We start from the raw sequence: 20,861 nt of genomic DNA on the forward strand, positions 1-20,861 counted from the left end.
CCTATTTGGTTGACAACAGCGCCCGGGCGGGACACGATGAACGCGTGAACCCGAGTCGTGCGCTGATCGCCCGCCTCCACGTCGACCTCCGGCGCCAGGCGAGCGCCCTGTGTTCCCGTCGCTGATCCCGAGCCCCCGGCGGGCCCCTGCCCGCCTCCGGATCCGACGGCCGACCAGGAGGCCACCCCCATGACTCGAAGCATCCGGCTCGACCAGGCGGAGGCGTCCCTCCGCGACCCCGACCCCGCGACCCGCGTCGGCGCCCTCACGGCGCTCGCCCGCGCCGCCCGCGCCGGAGAAGCGCCCCGCGGCACCGGCGACACCTTCGCCTGGGCGCTCGCCGACGAACACGAAGACGTCCGCCGCGTCGCCGCCGACGCCCTGCGCGACCTGCCCGAGCTCTACTTCGGCGACGACGGCGTCGACGCCCTGCTCCTCGCCGCGGCCCGCGGCCGCGACACCGCCGTCCGCGACACCGCCGCCGACCTCATCGGCATCCTCGCCAAAGGCGCCGGCGAACTGTACGCCCAAGGCTTCGAGGACGACGAACCGCAGGTCCGCATCCAGGCCGTCCTCGGCCTCATCGCGCTGCGCGAGACCGCCCGCGTCGCCGAGGCCGCCGACGACCCCTCCCGCGAGGTCCGCGTCGCCGTCGCCGAAGGCCTCGGCCGCCTCGCCCACCCCTCCGGCCTCCCCGCGCTCGAACACCTCCTCACCGACCACGACCCCGTCGTCCGCATCGCCGCCCTCACCGCCGCCGCCGAACTCGGCATCCCCGAACCCCTCGAAGGACGCGTCGTCACCGCGATCGCCCACACCAACTGGCAGGTCCGCTGCCACGCCGTCCGCGCCCTCGCCCAGGCCCGCCCCGACGTCGCCGTCCAACCCCTCATCAAGGCCCTGCACGACCGCACGGTCGACGTCCGCAGAGCCGCCGTCCAGGCCCTCGAACAGTGGGCCACCGACAACCCGGAGGTAGTGACCGCCCTGACCGAAACCCTCGCCGACCCCGACCCAGGCGTCCGAACCCAAGCCCGCTGGAGTCTTGCTTAATTGCTTTTTTCTCCTCCTTCGGGCCTGGCGGCCCTCCATCGTCGATAAAAGCGGGCGATCGCTGGCATCGCTCCGTCTCGCCTTGCGGCTCGCTGCGCGATCAGGTTCTCGCTTCGCTCGAACCTGCCTTCGGACGCGATCGCGGCCCCCAGGTTGTCGCGTGGTCCTGAGGTGGCTGAGGTCGTCGCAGTAGTGGGTTTCTGTTGTCTTGCACGGCTCGCCTGGCGGCTCGCTAGGCGCTGAGGAGTTCTCGCGCTCGCTCGAACTCGGCTTCGTGGGCGGTCGCGAGAGTGACGTGGCCGGTCCTTCGGTCCGGAGGTGGTACCGGCCGCGAGCGGGCCGTCAGCGTGGCACGGCGCTGGCGGCCCGCTGTGCTTATTGCTTACGCCCCGTCTTCGATCTCATCCTTCTGCGCAGACCTCAGCCACCGCCGCAACCACGCAACAGCCTCAATGGTTGCGATCGCGTCCGAAGGCAGGTTCGAGCTTGCGAGAACCTGATCGCGCAGCGAGCCGCAAGGCGAGACGGAGCGATGCCAGCGATCGCCCGCGTTTTTCGACGATGGAGGGCCGCCAGGCCCGAAGGAGGAGAAGAACGCAATACTAAGACCGTGAGTCGGGTTATTGCGGGTAGTGCTGGGGGGCGGCGGTTGGCCGTGCCGGCGGGGCGGGAGACCCGGCCGACCAGCGATCGGGCGCGGGAAGGGCTTTTCTCCACGGTTCTGGCGTTGCTCGGGCCGCTGGACGGGCTGCGTGTCGCCGATCTGTACGCGGGGTCGGGGGCGGTGGGGCTTGAAGCGCTGTCGCGGGGGGCCGGGCATGCGCTGCTGGTCGAGTCGCATCCGCGGGCGATGAAGGTGATCCGGCAGAACGCCGAGACGCTCGGGTTGCCGGGTGCCGTCCCCTGCGCCGACAAGGTGGAGCGGCTCGTCCGCAAGGCGCCGGACGAGCCCTACGACCTGATTTTCGCCGACCCGCCTTACGCGCTGGCGGACGCGTCCGTGACCTCTCTGCTGGAGGAGCTGCGCGACAACGGGTGGGCGTCCCTGGACGCGCTGGTCGTGGTGGAACGCGCCGCGCGGGGCCCGGCGCTGGAGTGGCCCGACGGGTACGAGGCGGAGCGGGAGCGGCGTTACGGCGAGGCGGTGTTCTGGTACGGCCGTGCGGTCGCCCGTTGACATTCCGGTGGTTCGGGTAGGGGAACGCCCATGAAGCCCGGGATCGACCGCGCGGTGGCGCGTACCTGGGTCATCACCCTGCTCTTTTTTCTGGCGCTGATGGTGAACGTCACCTACGTGCAGGGCTTCCAGGCGCAGAGCCTGCGGGACGACTCGCTCAACGCCCGGCAGTTCGAGGACCGGTTCAAGATCGACCGGGGGCCGATCGTGGCGGGCGGCGAACGGCTCGCGTGGTCCGAGCAGGTCGGCGACGACCGGTTCCAGCGCCGCTACAAGGACGGCGCCGCGTTCGCGCCGGTCACCGGCTACTTCTCGGTCTTCTCCCAGACTGGCCTGGAGGAGGCCGAGAACCATTTCCTGGACGGGACCGACGCCCGTCTCGCCACCTCCAACCTCGTCGACAAACTGATCGGCAAGCACGTCCCCGGCGGGACGGTGGAGTCCACCATCGATCCGGACGCGCAGCGCGCCGCCTACGAGGCGCTGAAGTCCAGCGGCGCGGGCCGGGGCGCGGCGGTCGTCCTCGACGCGCGCACCGGCGCGATCCGGGTGATGGCCTCCACGCCGTCCTACGACCCGAACGAGGTGTCGACCCTCGACCGGAAACGGGCCACCGAGGCGTTCGACCGGCTCGGCGACCAGCCGCGCAAGCCGCTGCTCAACAAGGCCGCCTACGAGCTGTTCCCGCCCGGCTCCACGTACAAGACCGTGGTCGCCGCGGCGGCGCTGAGGTCGGGCACGAGCGAGGACACGCGGGTCAGGGCCGGGCGCAGCTACAGGCCTCTGGGCGCCGGGCAGGCGATCAACAACGACGCGGGCGACATCGGCGGCTCCTGCGACCTCTCCCGGATTCCTCTCATCGAGGCGTACGCGCAGTCCTGCAACACCACGTTCGCCTATATGGGCGCCCAGAAACCGGGCAACGACGCCGTGAACGCGCAGGCGGGCAGGTTCGGGTTCGGCGACCGGATCGAGTTCGCGCACGGACTGAAGAGCGCCCCGAGTTCCTTCCCGGCGACCGACCAGCCGTCGCTCAGCGCGCTCGGCTCCATCGGGCAGGGCAGCACGGTCGCCTCGCCGCTGCAGATGGCCATGGTCGCCGCCGCGGTCCTCGACGACGGGGAGGTCATGCGGCCCCGGCTGGTGGACAGGCTGCGCGCCCCGGACGGGTCGACGGTCGACAAGATCTCGTCCCAGCGGATGTCGCGCGCGCTGACGGCGGACCAGGCGAAGCAGTTGCGGGACATGATGGAGGCCGTGGTCGAGCGGGGCACCGGCAAGTCGCTGCGGGGGACGTCCATCCTCGGCGGCAAGACCGGGACCGCCGACGTCGAGGGCGCCTCCTACAACGACCGCTGGTTCATCGGGTTCGGCCCGCGCAGCGACCCCCGGTACGCCGTCGCGGTGATGACCGAGGCGTCCGGCTACGGCATCGAGTCGGGCCCCGTGGCGGCCAGGATCATCGACGCGCTGCGCGGCTGAGGACGGCCCGGCGAGCCCGGTGGAAACCCGGCCGAATGCGATTTGGTACGTTCACGCCGCAGGTCAGAAACCGGGACCGAAGGGGTTCGCGCCGTGCGCCGTGTCGTCTGTCCGGGATCGTTCGACCCCGTCACCAACGGGCATCTCGACATCATCAGCCGCGCCTCCCGCCTCTACGACGAGGTGGTCGTCGCCGTGCTGATCAACAAGAGCAAGAAGAGCCTGTTCACCGTGGACGAGCGTGCCGACATGATCTCCGAGGTCACCCGGGAGTACGGCAACGTGTCGGTCGACACCTTCTACGGGCTCACCGTCGACTACTGCAAGGAGCAGGACATCCCGGTGATCGTCCGGGGGCTCCGGGCCGTCAGCGACTACGAGTACGAGCTGCAGATGGCCCAGATGAACCACCGGATCGCCGGCGTGGAGACGCTGTTCATGGCGACCAACCCCGAGTACGCGTTCCTGTCCTCCAGCCTGATGAAGGAGGTCGTGAGATTCGGCGGGGACGTCTCCGGCCTCGTTCCCGACAGCGTCCACGACCGGCTGGTGCAGCGGCTCCAGAAGGACGGCTGACCGGCCTGCTCCTGGTGGACGGGCCGCGAGTTGGGTCAGCGGCCGGTGTTCGGTACCCTGGGACCTCGGCCATCACAGGCGGCCGCCGTTCCACCATGCCTCACGAAAGCAGGATTCCGCTGACACGCAACGATCCCAATGCCCCGTTCAAGCTCGACACCCGAGCTCTGAGCAGGCAACCCGGGTCGTCGCGGGAGGAGCACCTGACCGTGCTGGCACCGGAGAATTTCGGCGTCGAGATGGTGGGCGTCCCCGAGGGCGCCGCGATCGAGCTGGACCTCCGGCTCGAAGCGGTCCTTGAGGGGGTGCTCGTCACCGGCACGGCGACGGTCCCTCTCAAGGGGGAGTGCTCCCGCTGCCTCGACCCGATCGCCTCGACCTTCGAGGCGGACTTCCAGGAGCTGTACGTCTACGACGACACCCGCTCAGGCGGGAACGCCGACGACGACGAGCTCCGCCTCGAGGGCGACCTGATCGACCTCGAACCGGTCCTGCGGGACGCGGTGGTGCTCGCACTGCCGCTCTCCCCGCTGTGCCGGGACGACTGCCCGGGCCTGTGCCCGGACTGCGGTGCGCGGCTCGCCGACGTCGAGCCGGGCCACCGACACGACGTCGCCGACCCCCGGTGGGCGGCGCTGCGGGACCTTGCCGGCGACAACGCGCCGGCAGCCCCCGACCGGGGGAACGGGAGCTCCGGCACCCGTGATTCATCGGATCGAGAAGGAAAGCAGGAGGGCTGACGTGGCCGTCCCGAAGCGGAAGAAGTCGCGCAGCAACACGCGGCACCGGCGCTCGCAGTGGAAGACCGCCGCGCCGAACCTGGTCGAGTGCCCGACGTGCCGCGACCACAAGCTGCCGCACACTGCGTGCGCGACGTGCGGAACCTACGACCGGCGGCAGGTCATCGCCCCGTCGGCCTGAGTCTTCTCGCATCCTGGGGGGCGGATCCGCGCATGCGGCCCGCCCCTCACGGTGCGGAAGGACACGCACCCCGACCACCCGGCGCGTGACGTCGGCGTGGTGACCGGCGCGGAGACTGCGCCCGGAGCCGTGGTGCACGCCGGGATCAGACCGACCGGCGCGCACCTCGTCTTCGCGGACCCTCCCCGCCGAGCGTCCTCGCCGTCCGGCCCATCGGCCGCGCGCCGCAGAGGCGACCGCGCGCCGCGCGGTGCACGGCCTGCGAGGAGGGCCTGTGAGCGCTAAGAAGAACGACCCCGCGCCGGAGCGCGCGGAACTGACCGGCGCGCTCGGCGTCGACGTGGACGACGAGCTGCTCGAACGCGCCCTGACACACCGTTCCTACGCCTACGAGAACGGCGGCCTGCCCACCAACGAGCGCCTGGAGTTCCTCGGCGACTCGGTGCTGGGCCTCGTCGTCACCGACACCCTGTTCCGCGGCCACCCCGACCTGCCCGAGGGGCAGCTCGCCAAGCTGCGCGCCGCCGTGGTCAACATGCGCGCCCTCGCCGGAGTCGCCCGCGGCCTCGGCGTCGGGGCCCACATCCGGCTCGGCCGCGGCGAGGAGGGCACCGGGGGCCGCGACAAGGCCTCGATCCTCGCCGACACGCTGGAGGCGCTGATCGGCGCCGTCTACCTCGACCGGGGCCTCGGCGAGGCGTCCGCCCTGGTGCACCGGCTCTTCGACGCGCTGATCAAGCGCTCGGCGGGCCTCGGCGCTGGCCTGGACTGGAAGACCTCGCTGCAGGAGCTCACCGCCGTCGAGGAGCTCGGCGTCCCCGAGTACCACGTCGCCGAGAGCGGTCCCGACCACCAGAAGACGTTCCGCGCCTCCGTGCGGGTCGGCGGGCAGACCTACGGGTCCGGCGAGGGCCGCAGCAAGAAGGAGGCCGAGCAGCACGCCGCCGAGGCCGCCTGGAACGCCATCCGCGAGCTCGTCGTCGAGCGCGAGGCGGCGCAGGCCGGCCCGCCGCAGGGCGAGGACCCGGCCAGGGAGGCCGGGCAGGCGGCGCAGGCCGGTGCCTGAGCTTCCCGAGGTCGAGGTCGTCCGGCGGGGCCTGGAGAGCTGGACGACCGGCCGCACCGTCGCGTCCGCCGAGGTCCTGCACCCGCGGTCGGTCCGCCGCCACGCCGAGGGCCCCGCCGACTTCGCCGGGCGTCTCGCCAAGCGCACCATGCTGGCCCCCCGGCGCCGCGGCAAGTACCTGTGGATCCCGCTCCAGGCCGAGGACGACGGCGCCCCCGGCGAGGCGCTGCTCGCGCACCTCGGCATGAGCGGGCAGCTGCTCGTCGGCGAGCCCGGCCGGGAACGCGAGAAGCACCTGCGGGTCCGCGTCGAGTTCGACGACGACGGCCTCGACCTGCGCTTCGTCGACCAGCGCACCTTCGGGCACCTCATGGTCGCCGACCTCGTCCCCGACGCCTTCGCCGCGGGCGCGCTCGTCCCCGAGCCGATCGGGCACATCGCCGCCGACCCGCTGGAGGACGCCTTCGACGCGGAGGCCTTCTACCGCGCCCTGCGCCGCCGCAAGACCGGGATCAAGCGGGCCCTGCTCGACCAGTCCCTCGTCAGCGGGGTCGGCAACATCTACGCCGACGAGGCCCTGTGGCGCGCCAGGCTGCACTGGGCGCGGCCGACCGAGACGATGACCCGGGCGGACGCCGCGCGCGTCCTGGAGGCCGCACGAGAGGTCATGACGGCCGCCCTGGAGGTCGGCGGCACCTCCTTCGACAGCCTCTACGTGAACGTCAACGGCGAGAGCGGCTACTTCGAGCGGTCCCTGGACGCCTACGGGCGGCGGGACGAGCCCTGCCGCCGCTGCGGCTCGCCGATCCGCCGCGACGAGTTCATGAACCGCTCGTCCTACAGCTGCCCGGTGTGCCAGCCCCGCCCCAGGCGGGCACGGTACTAGCGGGACCGAGGGGGGAGCGATGAGCGAGGACGACGAGATCGTGCGGCTCACGGCCTGGGTGCGGGGACGCGTCCAGGGCGTCGGGTTCCGCTGGTGGGTCAGGTCGCGGGCGCTCGAACTGGGCCTCGCCGGCAGCGCGACCAACCTCAGCGACGGCCGCGTCGAGGTCGTGGCCGAGGGCCCGCGCGCCGGCTGCCGCCGCCTCTTGGAGATGCTCGACGGCGACGTTCCGGGCGGCGTTCCCGGACGTCCCGGCGCTGTGACCGGCGTCGTCGACCGCTGGGGCCCGCCCCGCGGGGAGGCCTCCGGGTTCCGGGAACGCTGACCGGGTAGGGAGTACCGGTTTGTACCTGCTAAACTAGTAGAGGAAGGTTGTTACCGGCCTGTGATGTGCGGCTTGACCAGGACACCGGCCGGTGCGACTCTAGACGGTACGCGCACCGCTTTCAGCAGTTTCCCGTGCGCGATCCCTGCTGGTTACTCAGCGTGGAGGACCCTTAGTCATGGCGAAGGCTCTACTCGGCCACGTCGGCGGTCCCGACCCCCGGATGGTCGCGGAGATGCGGCGCCTGCAGCAGCGCGTACGTGACCTGGAGGCCGAACTCGTACGGCTCCAGGCAGAGAACGACGCGCTCGCGACGGCGACGGACGACGAAGTGATGTCGCTCCCGGTGAAGGACCGCGAACCGGTTCTTACTTAATGCGTTTTTCTCCTCCTTCGGGCCTGGCGGCCCTCCATTGTCGATAAACGCGTGCGATCGCTGGCATCGCTCCGTCTCGCCTTGGCGGCTCGCTGCGCGATCAGGTTCTTGCTTCGCTCGAACCTGCCTTCGGACGCGATCGCGGCCCCCCAGGTCGTCGCGGAGTTGCGGCGGTGGTTGAGGCCGTCGCAGTAGTCGGCCGGAGGCTGTGGACACGGCTCGCCTTGGCGGCTCGCTACGTCCTCAGGTGCGCGGGTACCACCGGTCACCGGACGCTACCCAGCCGTTGAGGGTTGTCGCAAGTGCCGAGCGCTCGTAGCAGCGCCCGGCCGACCGACCTCGCGTCCCCAGGGCGACCTCCAACGTCCGCACCGGCCAACCGGGGGTCGAAGGTGGAGATCTCGCATCCCGCCTGAGGTCGCCGCGCGCCCAGGTCCCGCAAGCTCGAACGCGCAATCGAACGCCATCGCGCCCCTGACGCCGCCACGGACCCAGCGCTCGCCTTAGCACCCCTCCTCGCCCGCACCCTGAGGTATCCCCAGTGGCGACTTGTGGACGATCGTGGCGACCACCCGTCGCGCCCGGTCCCTAACTACTCCATAGAGTCATCCGGGCTTGGGTCAGCCCTCATCCCCGTCGCGCCCAGTGCATCCGCCCCTCACCCTCGGCACCCACCACTGCGACCCCCCGCACCCCCGGCGACCAAGCGACGACCCGAAGAGTTGCGACCGCGCCCGAAGGGTGCGAGCCCGCAACCCACTCACCGGACGCAAGCCCCAGGGCCGCCAGGCCCGAAGGGCGACCCGGATCACAACGGACGCGCCGACCTCAGCCCCCACCGCAACCACGCAACAACCTCAATGGTTGCGATCGCGTCCGAAGGCAGGTTCGAGCGAAGCAAGAACCTGATCGCGCAGCGAGCCGCCAGGCGAGCCGGAGCGATGCCAGCGATCGCCCCGCTTTTTTCGACGATGGAGGGCCGCCAGGCCCGAAGGAGGAGAAAGAAGCCAGAAAACCAGTATCGTGCTTCGGATGTTCGGGGTGTGGGTGTCGTAGGAGGGGGGCTCCTGGCGCGTGTATCTGAAGACTTTGACGTTGCGCGGGTTCAAGTCCTTCGCGTCCTCCACCACGCTCAAGTTCGAGCCGGGGATCACGGCTGTGGTGGGGCCCAACGGGTCGGGCAAGTCGAACGTCGTGGACGCGCTGGCCTGGGTGATGGGGGAGCAGGGCGCCAAGTCGCTGCGCGGCGGCAAGATGGAGGACGTCATCTTCGCCGGGACGTCGAACCGGGCGCCGCTGGGGCGTGCCGAGGTCGTGCTGACGATCGACAACTCCGATGGTGCGCTGCCGATCGACTACTCCGAGGTCACCATCAGCCGGTTGATGTTCCGGTCGGGGTCGAGCGAGTACGCGATCAACGGGGACGCGTGCCGGCTGCTGGACATCCAGGAGCTGCTGTCGGACTCCGGCATCGGCCGCGAGATGCACGTGATCATCGGGCAGGGGCAGCTCGACCGGGTCCTGCACTCGGGGCCGGAGGGGCGGCGAGCGGTGATCGAGGAGGCGGCCGGCGTCCTCAAGCACCGCAAGCGCAAGGAGAAGGCGCTCCGCAAGCTGGACGCGATGCAGGGCAATCTGACGCGCGTGCAGGACCTGACGGGTGAGCTGCGGCGGCAGTTGAAGCCCCTCGGCCGGCAGGCGGAGATCGCGCGCCGGGCCGCGGTGATCCAGGCGGATCTGCGGGACGCCCGGCTGCGGCTGCTCGCCGACGACCTGGTCACGCTGCGGACGAGGCTGGAGCAGGAGGCCGCCGACGAGGCCGCCATCCGGGAGCGGCGCACGGAGACCGAGCGGGCGCTGGCGGGGGCGCAGGAGCGCGAGGCGGTCCTGGAGGCCGAGGAGGCGGAGCAGGCGCCGAGGCTCGCGCAGGTGCAGGACACCTGGTTCCGGCTGTCGGCGCTGAAGGAGCGGCTCCGCGGCGTCGCCGACCTCGCGGCCGAGCGGCACCGCAACGCCGCCGAGGCGCGCGAGGAGGAGCGGCGCGGCCGCGATCCCGAGGACATGGAGCGCGAGGCCGCCGAGATCCGCGAGCAGGAGGAGATGCTCCGCGAGGCGCTGGACGAGGCCCGGGACGGGCTCTCCGGCGCCGTGGAGGAGCGGTCGGCGGCCGAGGAGGCCCTGGCCGTGGAGGAGCGGCGGCTCCAGTCCGCCGCCCGCGCCGCCGCGGACCGCCGCGAGGAACTGGCCCGGCTGCGCGGCCGGGTGGAGGCGCTGCGCAGCAAGGCGCAGGCGGGAAGGTCGGAGATCGGCCGGCTCGCGGACGCGCGGGAGGAGGCCGACCAGCGCGCCGAGTCCGCGCAGGCCGAGTTCGAGGCGTTCGAGGCGGAGGTCGTCGAGGACCCGGCGCTCGCCGCCGAGCACGAGGCGGTGCAGGAGGCGCTCGCCGCGGCCAAGGACGCCGCCGAGACGGCCCGCGCCGCCGTGGACGGCCCGCGCCGCGCGCTGAAGGAGGCGCGGTCGGCGGCGGGCGCGGCCCGCACCGCCGACCAGACGGCGCAGAAGAAGGTCGCGGCCCTCCAGGCGCGGATCGAGGCTCTGAACCTGACGCTCGCCAGCGCCGCCGACGGCGGGGAGGCGCTGCTGTCGGCGGGCGCCGACGGGTCGCTCGGCGGGGTGCTGGGCACGGTCGCGTCGCTGCTGAACGTCCGGCCCGGGTACGAGACCGCTGTCGCCGCCGCGCTCGGCGGCGCCGCCGAGGCCGTCGCGGTCGGGTCGCTGGACACCGCGGAGGCCGCTCTCGCGCTGCTGCGCTCCCGCGACGCCGGGCGCGCCGGGCTGGTCATCGGCGGCGGGGCGCCCGTGCTGGGGGAGCGGGTCGCGGGGGCCGACTACGCGATCGACGCGGTCAGCGTTCCTGACTCCGTGCGTCCCGCGTTCGAGCATCTGCTGCGGGACGTGGTCGTGGTCGATGACGTTCCCGCCGCGGCCGCGCTCGTGCGCGGGGAGGCGTCGCTGCGGGCCGTCACGCGGGACGGGGAGCTCGTCGGGGCGCACTGGGCGCAGGGCGGCGGCGCGGGCGGGGGGCAGGGCCTCCTGCAGATGCGCGCGACGCTCGACCAGGCCACCGAGGATCTCGCCGCGGCCGAGTCCGCCGCTGCCGCCGCCGCCGACGGGCTCGCCGAGGCGGTGGAGGGCGAGCACGCCGCGCAGGCCGCCGTCGAGGCGGCCGAGGCCGCGGCCGGTGACGCCCGGGCGGGGGTCGACCGCGCGCAGTCCGAGCTCGACCGCGTCCGCGCGCGGCTGCGGGAGCACGACGCGCAGGCGGCGCTGGAGGCCAAGCGCGCCGCCCGCCTGGAGGCCGACGTCCGGGCCGCGCGGGGCGAGGCCGAGCGGCTGACCAAGGCCCTCGACGCGGCCGGGGAGTCCCTCGAACGCGACACCGAGGCGGCCGAGGAGCTGGCGGTGCGGCTCGCCGAGGCCGAGGAGGCCGCCGAGGTCGCCGAGGAGGCCGGGCACGACACCGAGGCGCGCGACGAGCTGAACGCCCGCTGCCAGGAGCTGCGCACCGCGGAGATGGAGGCGCGGCTCGCGGTCCGCACCGCCGAGGAGCGCGTCCAGGCCATCGCCGGACGCGCCGACGCCCTGGAACGCGGCGCCCAGCGCGAGCGCGAGGAGCGGTCCCGCGCCGCCCAGCGCCGCGCCCGCCGGGAGGAGCAGGCCCGGGTCGCCAAGGCCGTCCTGCGGGGCGCCCGCGCGGCCCTGGAGCGCATCGAGCACTCGCTCGCCGCGGCGGTGCGCCGCCGCGAGGCCGCGGAGCAGGCCAAGGCGGCGCGCGAGGCGGAGCTGAAGGTGGTCCGCGGGCAGGTGCGCGAGCTGTCCTCGGCGCTCGAACGCCTCGTCAACGTCGTGCACGGCAACGAGGTCGCCCGCGCGGAGCAGCGGCTGCGGCTGGAGCAGTTCGAGCAGCGGGCCCTGGAGGAGTTCGGCCTGGAGGTCGAGGCGCTGGTGTCGGAGTACGGGCCCGACCAGCCCGTCCCGGCCGACCCGGACAAGGGCGAGGACGCGCGTCCCGTCCCGTACGAGCGGGCCGTCCAGGAGAAGCGCGCCAAGGCGGCCGAGCGGCAGCTCAACCAGCTCGGCAAGGTCAACCCGCTCGCGCTGGAGGAGTTCGCCGCCCTGGAGGAGCGGCACGCGTTCCTCACCTCGCAGCTGGAGGACCTGAAGAAGACCCAGCGCGAGCTGCTCGGCCTCGTCAAGGAGGTCGACGACCGCGTCCAGCAGGTGTTCGGCACCGCCTACGAGGACACCGCCCGCGAGTTCGAGCGGATCTTCGCCCGGCTGTTCCCCGGCGGCGAGGGCAGCCTGTCGCTGACCGAGCCGGGCGACATGCTCACCACGGGCGTCGAGGTCGCGGCGCGCCCGCCCGGCAAGAAGGTGAAGCGGCTGTCGCTGCTGTCGGGCGGCGAGCGGTCCCTGGTGGCCATCGCGTTCCTCGTCGCCGTGTTCAAGGCGCGCCCGTCCCCGTTCTACGTGCTGGACGAGGTCGAGGCCGCGCTCGACGACACCAACACCCAGCGGCTCATCACGGTCTTCGAGGAGCTGCGCGAGTCGTCACAGCTGATCGTGATCACGCACCAGAAGCGCACCATGGAGGGCGCCGACGCCCTCTACGGCGTCAGCATGCGCGGCGACGGCGTCACCCAGGTCGTCAGCCAGCGCCTGCGCGACCTCGACTGACCGGCCCCGGTCACGGTTCGGAGGCGGGCGTGAAGAGGTAGCCGCGCACTCCGGTGTTGCCGCACGAGGCGAGGATCGTCTCCAGCCCCCCGCTGATCCGGATGTCGACGCCCATGCACATGCGGTGGTCCCGGGTCGCCTCCGGCACGATGTCGAACAGCTGCCCGCCCTTCACCGGCTTGCCCGCCGGCGTCAGCCCGAACCGCTGCAGCGGATCGTCGTCTCCGCACTCCCTCATGTGCAGCGTGGCCCGCTCGGTCTTCTCGTCGAGCGTCGCGCACCACAGCTTGCCCTTCGGCGTCCACGCCTTCAGCTGGAACGTCCCGGCGCTGCCGGGGACGGAGGCGAGCCGTATCCGCTGGAGCCTGTCGTCCGCCACGCACTTGTCCTGCGCCAGCTGCGGGAGGAGTTCTTCGTCCGGGAGGATCGACAGGCAGTCGCCGGTCCGCTCGCCGGTGATGGGCATGATCGTGTACCACCCGGCCGGGGGCGCCGCCGACTTGGCGGACGCGCCCGGCGAGGCCTGCGGCCGGTGGGGCTTGCCTCCGCCTCCACCGCCGAACACCCCCGCCAGCGTCGTGACCACCACGCCGAGCGTGATGATCGCGGGCGCCGCCACCATGAGCGACACAGGCCGGCGGTCGGCCTGCCCGCGCGAGGACTTCTTGCGGTGCCGCGGGCCCGGCGGCGTCGCCGCGTGCCGCCCGGAGGTGCCGCTCCCGGAGGATCGGCTGCCGGATGAGCCGCTCCCGGAAGGCGGGGCGGAGGCCATGACGGGAGCCGGGGCGGGAGCCGGGGCGGGGCGGGGAGCCGGGGTCGGCGGCGGAGGCGCCGCGGGGCCGAGGTTCAGCGCCGGCCGTCCCGCGACGCGCCGGTCGCCTTCCGCGCCGCGCCGGTCGCCTTCCATGACGGCGGGGCCGCACAGGCGGTCGTAGACCCGCAGCCACCGCTTGCGCTCGTCCGGCACGAGGCCGCATGTGGCCACGAAGGAGGTCACCAGCCCCCGGCTCGGCAGCGTGTGCCCGCTGAGGAGCGCGTCAAGCCCGGAGGGGACGACCACGCCGTCGGCGTTCATTCGCTCCTCAAGCTCGGAAAGGGGCAGACCGGACCATTGCTGCAGGTGGCGCATGAGGTCGAGCAGATCAGCCGGATCATGCGCCTCCTCCGGCTGCGGGACCGCTCTCGGAGCCGTCACCGGTGTCCTCCCGCGAACGGGAACGCCTGTTCTCGTAGGCATCGTAGCGATCTCCTCGTCCGGAATGACTAATGTTCGCTATGCGGTCTTTGACAAGATCAATGGCGTCATGACTCGGCGCTCGTCAACTGGAGGGGCCCTCGCGATGCCGCGCTCCGGTGCATCCGTTCCGTCTGCCTTGCGACGTTCTGTTGAGACCAGGGTCGGGACCACGTTCGTCCTGCTGATGCAGCTGCGCGTGCTGGTCATCGGGGTGACCGTGGTGGTGGACGGGCAGGTGCGCGGCGACCCCTGGGCGCTCGGCGTGCTCGTCCTCGCGGCCGTGGTCTCCGGCGTGGTGCTGGCGGGCTGGGAGAAGGTCGTGCTGCGGCTGTTCGAGCAGCCCGCGCTCCTGGCCTTCGACGTCCTCATCGGCTACGCGGTGCTGCAGGTGGGCGGGATCTTCGGCCCCTACTTCCTCGTGACGGTGGTGACCGCCGGTCTCGCCGGGCTGCTGTACCGGTGGCCGGTCACCGCGCTGCTGTGCGCGCAGCAGGCCGTCCTGTACTACGCGGCGCTCTACCGCAACGCGCCCTCCGACGACGGCGGCGACATCGCCATGCCGCTGCTCGTCATGCTGCCCGTCTTCTACGGGGTTGCGGCGCTCGTCGGCACGGTGCTGCGCCGCCTGTTCGACGAGCACGCCTCCGCCGAGGAGACGCGCTGGCGGATGGAGGCGGAGGCGATGGCCGCCGAGGAGCGCACCCGGCTGGCCCGCGAGATGCACGACTCGCTGACCGCGACGCTGTCGGGCATCGCCCTGTCGGCGAACGGCCTGCCCGGCTGGGTCCGCAAGTCCCCCGACCGCGCCGAGCGGGAGGCGCGGCGCATCGCCACGGCGGCCCAGGTCGCCACCCGCGAGGCGCGCTCGCTCATCGCCGAGCTGCGCGACGACTCCGCCGGCGTCCCGCTGGGCGACGCCGTGCGGGTGCTGGCGGGGGAGTGGGAGGGCCGCACCGGCGTCCCGGTGCGGGTGGACGCCGAGGCGGGCGCGGACCTCCCGGCGCCGGCGCGGCGCGAGATGATCACGATCGTGCGGGAGGCGCTGGAGAACGTGGGACGGCACGCGGAGGCGTCCCGCGTCGACATCGTCACGGCCGTCAACGACGGCGACCTGGAGGTGCGCGTGCGGGACGACGGTAAGGGCATGTCCAGACGGCCGGACGACCCCGGCTGGCTGGACGAGCTCGCCCGCGGCGGCCATTACGGCCTCGTGGGCATGCACGAGCGGGCCCGAAGGGCGGGCGGCCGGCTGGCCGTGCGCTCCGTCCCGGGAGGCGGCACCGAGGTCACCGCGTCGATGCCGGCGGGGCCGGAGTCCGAGCCCGCGCGGGCCGCGCTAGGGAGCCGGTGATGGACGAGCCCGTGCGGTACCGCGTCATGGTCGTGGACGACAACGCCTTCATCCGCGCCGGCCTCACCTCCGCGCTGGAGGCCACCGACGACATCGAGGTGGTGGGCGAGGCGGGCGACGGGCGCGAGGCCGAGGAGATGGCCTGGCGGCTGGTGCCCGACGTGGTGCTGCTCGACGTCCGGATGCCGCGCGTCGACGGGGTGAGCGCCGCCGCCGCGCTGAGCCGGACCAGCCGCGTGATCATGCTCACCCAGGTGGAGGAGCCGGAGGTGATCCTGTCGGCCGTCCGCAACGGCGCCGTCGGCTACCTCGTGCACAACACCTTCACGGTGGACGAGCTCGCCGCGGCGATCCGGGACACCGTCCGGCACCGGGCCCACCCCCTCTCGCACGCGGCCAGCGCCGCGCTCATCGACGCCGCGCGGACGGGCCGGCCGGCGGCGCCCGCGGCCGATCCGGCCGAGCAGCGCGCGCGTTTCGGCCTTTCCGCCCGCGAGGTCCAGGTCATGGATCTGATCGTGCGCGGTCATGCGAATCACGACATCGCGGCCAAGCTATTTCTCACCGAGAAAACCGTCAAGAACTACATCAATCGCATTTATGCGAAACTCGGCGCGCCGAACCGGGCCACGGCCATCGTGACCTGGCTCGGCATGCCTCCGGGCGGCTGAGCAGGGCCTCCGCGATTGGGGCCCGCGACCCCCGCCGCTAGGGCCCTAGGGCCCTAGGGGCGCCCGCCGGCCCCGCATAGCGTTCCGGTGAACGAAGCGCATGAAGGACGGCGCCTTTATGGCCGGGCCTTCGCCTATTTCGCCGCCCGGAGGAACGCCATGCTTTTGCCGACCCGAAACAGAATGGCCATGATCACCGGCGGGGTCCTGGCCGCCGGCTGCTCGCTCGCGCTCGCCGGCGCCTCGGGGACGGGCCCGGACCCGGCTCCCGCCCGCGCCGTCGGAGCCCTGGAGAGGTCCGCGCCCGCCATCGCCTACGGGAAGCCGGGCCCGCGGGCTCACGAGGACACCTGGGACTCCGAGCACGCGAAGAAGAAGCGGCCCACCGCGACCGCGGCGCGGCGCTACGGGTGGGGACGCCCGATCGCCTTCGACGGCTTCCGCACTTTCGACCGGCGCGCCTGGGAGGTCTACACCGGACCGGGCAACGGCGGCCGCGGCCGCCGCGTCGCCAAGGCGGTGACCGTCCGGAACGGCGTCCTGCGCATCACCGGCAAGCGCAACGGCGACACCGGGGGCGTCGCCTGGATGAAGGGCGCCCAGAAGGAGGGCCGCTGGGAGGCCCGCGTCAAGGTGAGCCGCGGTTGCGCCTGCTACAACGCCAACCTGCTGCTGTGGCCGGTCGGCGGCGGTGGCGGCACCGACCCGCAGAACGGCGGCGGGGAGATCGACTGGATGGAGACCTACGGCGACGAGGGGCTGCGCAACGGGACCAACTTCTTCCTGCACTACGGACCCGAGAAGGAGTCCCAGCGCCTGAACTCCCACCTGCGCATCGACCTGACCAAGTGGCACGCCTTCGCGGTGGAGTGGAACTCCAGGGGCATCACGGGCTACGTGGACGGGCGCAGGTGGTTCCACACCTCGAAGCGGGAGGCCCTGCCGCCCGGGAAGATGGGGCAGGCCATCCAGCTCGACTGGTTCCCGCAGATGACCAAGCTGACGACCAAGGGGGTCAGCCGGAAGGCCGACGTGACCCTCTCGGTCGACTGGATCAACATGTACCGGCCCTGAGCGGCGGGGCGTCCGGTGTCACTTCACGATCTGCCAGATCTCCCCGTTGTGGCGCAGGGTGAACTCGTCCTGGAGGGTGCGCTCGGTCATGGACCCGCTCTGCGAGTGCAGGGCGGAGAACGGGATGACCGCCTCCTCGTCCACCAGCCGGCCGCCCTTCACGGACACGGTCCGGAGAGCCTGCCGCTCCTGCGGTCGGAGGAGGTGCGGCGTGTTGCGGACACCGGCCGGGCAGTCGCCGCGGAGCGCGGGGCCCCGGAGGAAGTCGCCGTCCTTCGCGACGTAGCGGCACACCCCCTGGTCCCCGGCGGCCTGGCCGCGCAGGAACGCCTGGAGCGCGGCCCGCGCGCCCTCGATCCCCTCCCGAGTGCCGGGGTCGGTGTCCTCCTGTGCGGTAGCCGAGGGCGACTGGGACGGAGCTCGGAACACGTCATCACCGCCGTCTTTGTCGTCACCGCCGCACCCCGACGTGAGAATTGTCGTCGCGAGCGCCGTGACGGCGAGGGCGCCGACGGCGCGGGAGGTGAACCGAAGAGCCATGGTGTGCCTTCCTCGGGGCGGGGATGTCGGCCCATTGTCCGAACGCCGCCTTTCCGGATGATCAGGCGGCAGCCGAAGATTAACGCCTTGACCGGGGGAACGGCCAGCGGTCGCAAGATCGCCAGGTCAGGGGTGGTGCGCGCCCGCCGGGACGGCTCACACCGCCGCGGCTCCTTTTCTCTTATGGGCTGCCCGAGACGCCCGGACAGGAAATGCGGGGCCGGCCCACTCGGATCGCACCGAACGGGTGCGGAGGGTTAGGGCGCGATTATCCCATGAGAAGAAGCAGGAAAGGTCGGCCGACGGGACGTTGCCGGCGTTATGGGCGGCGCTCCGTTGTGCGCCGGGTCGAGTGCCCTCTCGTCTTGACGGACGAACTCGGCGGCCACCGTTTCGGGGGCGACCGGGGAGGTCGGCGGCCTCGCCGCCATCGGTGAGGTCCGGCGAGGTCGGGGAGCGGCCGGAGCGGGTCGCAGGAGTCCGCTCGCGGAGGACGGCTGGGTGCCGCGGTCACAGGGGCCCGCGGCACCCAGTGCCTCCGATCGGGCGGAGGGCGCTGCTTCCGCGGGCGCGTGACGCGCGTCACATTTCTCTTGGAACGTGACACCGCCCAGCGCTCACCATTTCGGGCGGGACGGCGGGTGCGGTCTCCGCCGTCTTCCCCCCGCCTATAACCGTTTGGAGACTTCACGTCCGCGCCGGTGACGCGTATTCGGAGGGGATCGGCGTGCACCGACCGTGATGACCCGGCGACGCTGGCGGGCTTGTGTGACCTGGGGTCATCCACTACCCATATGGCCCTGCGGTTCTCCGGCTCCTTCACCGGACTCCCCCCGTCCGGTACGGAGAACCGCCGGAGAGGTGCGACGCATGGATCCCCAGAAACTCAAAGACAATTTCGGCCTGGTGGCCGCGAACGGCCTGGACGTCGCCGAATATTTCTACGCCGACCTTTTCGCGCGGGACCCGCAGCTCAGACGGATGTTCCCCGCGTCGATGGCCAAGCAGCACGAGGTGCTGCTCGCGGCGCTGTCCCAGATCGTCTCGACCGTGGACGACCCCGACGCGCTCGTCCCCTTCCTCAGCGACCTCGGCCGCCGCCACAACGACTTCGGCGTCGTCGCCGAGCACTACGCGCCCGTCGGCGCCAGCCTGCTCGCCACCCTCGCCTACTTCAGCGGTCCGGACTGGAACGCCGACCTCGAACGCGACTGGACGGCCGCCTACGGCGTCGTCGCGAAGGTCATGTCGGAGGCCGCGGCGGAGCCCGTCGCCTGATCCGTGGACTCCCAGCGACTCAAGACCAGCTTCGCGCAGGTCGCCGAGAAGGGCGACGCCGTGGCGCTGTTCTTCTACTCCGACCTCTTCGTCCGCAATCCCCACCTGCGCGACATGTTCCCCATCGGGATGAGCGGGCAGCGCGACAAGCTGCTGCGCGCCCTCGGCCACATCGTGTCCCAGGTGGACGACCTGGCCGTCCTCGTCCCGTTCCTGCAGCAGCTCGGCCGTGACCACCGCAGGTTCGGCATCGTGGCCGAGCACTACCCGCACGTCGGGGCCAGCCTCCTGGCGACCCTGCGGCACTTCTCCGGGACGGCCTGGACCGACGACCTCGAACGCGACTGGAGCGCCGCCTACGGCCTCGTCGCCAAGGTCATGCTGGAGGCGGCCGACGAGAACGCCCTCAACAGCCCCGCCTGGTGGAACGGCCAGGTCATCGCGGTCGAGCGCCGCCGGTTCGACATCAGCGTCCTCCGGATCCAGCCCGACCGGCCCCTGCCGTACACGCCGGGCCAGTCCGTGGCGCTGGAAGTGCCGTCCCGGCTGCGGCACTGGCGGTACTACTCGATGGCGAACGCGCCGCGACCCGACCACTCCGTCGACTTCCACGTCCGGCTGGTGGACGGCGGCCCCGTGAGCCCGGTGCTGGTCCGCGGGACCCAGATCGGCGACCGCGTCCGCATGGGCGCCCCCATCGGCACGCTCACGCTGGACGAGAGCTCCCCGCGGGACGTCCTGCTCGTCGCGGGCAGCACCGGCCTGGCCCCGCTCAAGGCGATCCTGGAGCAGATATCCCGCCGTGCCGTCCCGCCGCGCGTGCACCTGTTCTTCGGCGCCCGCAGCCGCGACGGCCTCTACGACCTGGAGGACCTGACCAAACTGGCGGACGGGTTCCCCTGGCTCACCGTCGTCCCGGCCGTGTCGGACGAGCCGGGCGGGCACGGGTTCTCCTCGCTGCTCTATTCGGGCGACGACGGCGTCGAGCACGGCAACCTGTCCGACGTGGTCGCCAGGCGCGGCCCCTGGGACGGTCACGACGCCTACGTGTGCGGGCCGTCCGTCATGGTCGGGCACACCGTCGAGCAGCTGGCGCGGCTCGGCGTCGCCCGTGACCGGATCCGCCTCGAAACCTTCGCCGACGCACAGAGGTGAGCGCCTTGAACTCCCCGAACCTTCCGGTCGTCTCTGAGGGGTCGCGGTTGACCCCGGGCGAACTCCAGTCTGTGGTGTTCGCCCGGGCCGCCCTCGGGCGCCGCGGATACGACGAGGAGCAGGTCCGCAACTTCCTGCAGTACGTGGAGCGGGAACTCGTCAAGATCTTCACCGACAAGGCCGCCCTGGCCGACGAGGTGAACCGGCTGCGCGCCCAGGCGTCCTCGGGCTCCCGCGGCGTGATGGCGCCCGAGGACGCCCACTTCCAGGCCGTCCGCATCCTGTCGCAGGCCCAGCAGACCGCCGACCTGTACGTGGCGGACGCCGAGCGCTACACCAGGGAACTGGCGCACGAGGCGAGGCTGCACCGCGAGGCGATCCTGTCGGACGCCAAGGGCCGCGCGGAGCAGATGCTGGAGGACGCCCACCGCAAGGCGGCCGCCGTCGCCGAGGCGGCCGTCCGCACGGCCCCGCCGCAGCCCGCGCCCTCGCCGAGCCCCGGGACCCTCCCGGACGGAGAGCGCCTCGCCCTGGAGCGCGAGATCGCCTACCTGCGGACCTACAGCGACGTCTACCGGACCCATCTGCGCTCCTACCTGGAGGCACTGCTCCGCAACGTCGACGAGTGGGAGTCCTCCGAACGGGCATCCCTCCCTGGGGGTAATGCCTGATCTACCGTCCCGGCGCGGGCGCCGGAACGTTCGGGAGTCCCGCGCGGTTGCGCGCCCGGCCGGGCTCGCCGCATGATCGGCGGGCCCGGCGCAGCGTGTTCGCGCGGGAGTGCTCGTCTGGAAAACTGGGGGCGTTATGGAATATGTGATCGTCATCGCCGTGCTGGCCGTGATCGCGCTGATCATCGGCGGCGTCACGCTGCTGCGGCCGCGCCGGCCCCGCCCGCCGGTCGAGCGCCCGTCCGAACGCACCGGCGGCGCCACCGCCGCCGACGTGGCGGAGGC

21 protein-coding genes are annotated in these 20,861 nt (G+C 72.4%); 18 read left to right on the forward strand and 3 right to left on the reverse strand.

Translation table 11 applies throughout. From position 1 onward, the window contains the following. Positions 1-44 precede the first annotated feature (44 nt). The 11 genes from ABWI04_RS26240 to ABWI04_RS26290 all read left to right on the forward strand — a co-directional run bounded on the left by ABWI04_RS26240 (position 45) and on the right by ABWI04_RS26290 (position 7,862). Positions 45-125, forward strand: coding sequence for a putative leader peptide (locus ABWI04_RS26240; protein ID WP_143227168.1), 81 nt, complete (start codon positions 45-47; stop codon positions 123-125). Between the two features lie 64 nt (positions 126-189). Beyond that, the gene (locus ABWI04_RS26245; RefSeq protein ID WP_353834103.1) at positions 190-1,053 is read left to right on the forward strand and encodes a HEAT repeat domain-containing protein; all 864 of its coding nucleotides are present in this window, start codon (positions 190-192) and stop codon (positions 1,051-1,053) included. A 610-nt stretch (positions 1,054-1,663) separates the two neighbouring features. Further along, entirely contained in the window at positions 1,664-2,230 is a 567-nt protein-coding gene (gene rsmD / locus ABWI04_RS26250) for a 16S rRNA (guanine(966)-N(2))-methyltransferase RsmD (RefSeq protein ID WP_353834104.1), read from the forward strand. Positions 2,231-2,260: 30 nt separating this feature from the next. Next, the gene (locus ABWI04_RS26255) at positions 2,261-3,712 is read left to right on the forward strand and encodes a peptidoglycan D,D-transpeptidase FtsI family protein (RefSeq protein WP_353834105.1); all 1,452 of its coding nucleotides are present in this window, start codon (positions 2,261-2,263) and stop codon (positions 3,710-3,712) included. A gap of 93 nt (positions 3,713-3,805) precedes the next feature. Continuing rightward, positions 3,806-4,288, forward strand: coding sequence for a pantetheine-phosphate adenylyltransferase (gene coaD / locus ABWI04_RS26260; RefSeq protein ID WP_179843344.1), 483 nt, complete (start codon positions 3,806-3,808; stop codon positions 4,286-4,288). Positions 4,289-4,383: 95 nt separating this feature from the next. Next, on the forward strand, positions 4,384-5,028 hold the full coding sequence (locus tag ABWI04_RS26265) for a YceD family protein (protein WP_353834106.1): 645 nt from the start codon (positions 4,384-4,386) through the stop codon (positions 5,026-5,028). A 1-nt stretch (position 5,029) separates the two neighbouring features. Continuing rightward, positions 5,030-5,209: a 50S ribosomal protein L32 gene (gene rpmF / locus ABWI04_RS26270; RefSeq protein WP_067632153.1), complete on the forward strand. Its 180-nt coding sequence runs from the start codon at positions 5,030-5,032 to the stop codon at positions 5,207-5,209. A 274-nt stretch (positions 5,210-5,483) separates the two neighbouring features. After that, positions 5,484-6,275, forward strand: a complete 792-nt coding sequence (gene rnc / locus ABWI04_RS26275) for a ribonuclease III (RefSeq protein WP_345174956.1) — start codon at positions 5,484-5,486, stop codon at positions 6,273-6,275. After that, complete coding sequence (mutM, locus tag ABWI04_RS26280; RefSeq protein WP_345174958.1) at positions 6,268-7,161, forward strand: bifunctional DNA-formamidopyrimidine glycosylase/DNA-(apurinic or apyrimidinic site) lyase; 894 nt, start codon at positions 6,268-6,270, stop codon at positions 7,159-7,161. The genes rnc and mutM overlap by 8 nt, the downstream gene beginning before the upstream one ends. Positions 7,162-7,180: 19 nt before the next feature. Beyond that, entirely contained in the window at positions 7,181-7,486 is a 306-nt protein-coding gene (locus ABWI04_RS26285; protein ID WP_345174960.1) for an acylphosphatase, read from the forward strand. Between the two features lie 178 nt (positions 7,487-7,664). Further along, positions 7,665-7,862 carry a hypothetical protein gene (locus ABWI04_RS26290; protein ID WP_173398374.1) on the forward strand — a complete coding sequence of 66 codons (198 nt, stop codon included), beginning with the start codon at positions 7,665-7,667 and terminating at the stop codon, positions 7,860-7,862. Between the two features lie 857 nt (positions 7,863-8,719). Here ABWI04_RS26290 and ABWI04_RS26295 read toward each other — a convergent pair. Next, a complete protein-coding gene (locus ABWI04_RS26295; RefSeq protein WP_353834113.1) occupies positions 8,720-8,989 on the reverse strand; it encodes a hypothetical protein in 270 nt (89 codons plus the stop codon). Here ABWI04_RS26295 and smc point away from each other — a divergent pair. Continuing rightward, the gene (gene smc, locus ABWI04_RS26300; RefSeq protein WP_353834107.1) at positions 8,937-12,599 is read left to right on the forward strand and encodes a chromosome segregation protein SMC; all 3,663 of its coding nucleotides are present in this window, start codon (positions 8,937-8,939) and stop codon (positions 12,597-12,599) included. The two genes, ABWI04_RS26295 and smc, sit on opposite strands and share 53 nt — an antisense overlap. 10 nt (positions 12,600-12,609) lie before the next feature. Here the strand turns inward: smc and ABWI04_RS26305 are convergent, their stop codons facing one another. Next, positions 12,610-13,794 carry a DNA-directed RNA polymerase subunit beta family protein gene (locus ABWI04_RS26305; RefSeq protein ID WP_353834108.1) on the reverse strand — a complete coding sequence of 395 codons (1,185 nt, stop codon included), beginning with the start codon at positions 13,792-13,794 and terminating at the stop codon, positions 12,610-12,612. A gap of 178 nt (positions 13,795-13,972) precedes the next feature. On the opposite strand from ABWI04_RS26305, the gene ABWI04_RS26310 reads away from it, so the two are divergent. From ABWI04_RS26310 to ABWI04_RS26320, 3 genes are all read left to right on the forward strand, one after another. Next, positions 13,973-15,187 carry a sensor histidine kinase gene (locus ABWI04_RS26310; protein WP_345174970.1) on the forward strand — a complete coding sequence of 405 codons (1,215 nt, stop codon included), beginning with the start codon at positions 13,973-13,975 and terminating at the stop codon, positions 15,185-15,187. Beyond that, positions 15,187-15,858 (forward strand): response regulator transcription factor, encoded by a 672-nt coding sequence (locus ABWI04_RS26315; protein ID WP_353834110.1) that lies wholly within the window; start codon positions 15,187-15,189, stop codon positions 15,856-15,858. The genes ABWI04_RS26310 and ABWI04_RS26315 overlap by 1 nt, the downstream gene beginning before the upstream one ends. A 189-nt stretch (positions 15,859-16,047) precedes the next feature. Then, positions 16,048-16,932: a glycoside hydrolase family 16 protein gene (locus ABWI04_RS26320; RefSeq protein ID WP_345174972.1), complete on the forward strand. Its 885-nt coding sequence runs from the start codon at positions 16,048-16,050 to the stop codon at positions 16,930-16,932. A gap of 18 nt (positions 16,933-16,950) precedes the next feature. Here ABWI04_RS26320 and ABWI04_RS26325 read toward each other — a convergent pair whose 3' ends face one another. Beyond that, entirely contained in the window at positions 16,951-17,472 is a 522-nt protein-coding gene (locus tag ABWI04_RS26325; protein WP_345174974.1) for a hypothetical protein, read from the reverse strand. Between the two features lie 870 nt (positions 17,473-18,342). Here ABWI04_RS26325 and ABWI04_RS26330 point away from each other — a divergent pair. The 3 genes from ABWI04_RS26330 to ABWI04_RS26340 are packed head-to-tail and all read left to right on the forward strand — an operon-like array spanning position 18,343 to position 20,576. After that, on the forward strand, positions 18,343-18,750 hold the full coding sequence (locus ABWI04_RS26330) for a globin domain-containing protein (protein WP_345174975.1): 408 nt from the start codon (positions 18,343-18,345) through the stop codon (positions 18,748-18,750). A gap of 3 nt (positions 18,751-18,753) precedes the next feature. Beyond that, positions 18,754-19,905, forward strand: a complete 1,152-nt coding sequence (locus tag ABWI04_RS26335) for a globin domain-containing protein (RefSeq protein ID WP_353834111.1) — start codon at positions 18,754-18,756, stop codon at positions 19,903-19,905. 47 nt (positions 19,906-19,952) lie between these two features. Further along, the gene (locus ABWI04_RS26340; protein ID WP_353834112.1) at positions 19,953-20,576 is read left to right on the forward strand and encodes a DivIVA domain-containing protein; all 624 of its coding nucleotides are present in this window, start codon (positions 19,953-19,955) and stop codon (positions 20,574-20,576) included. Positions 20,577-20,861 lie beyond the last annotated feature (285 nt).

Origin of the sequence: Actinomadura sp. NPDC000929 (assembly GCF_040492065.1) — a bacterium.
Taxonomy (GTDB): Bacteria; Actinomycetota; Actinomycetes; order Streptosporangiales; family Streptosporangiaceae; genus Spirillospora; species Spirillospora verrucosospora.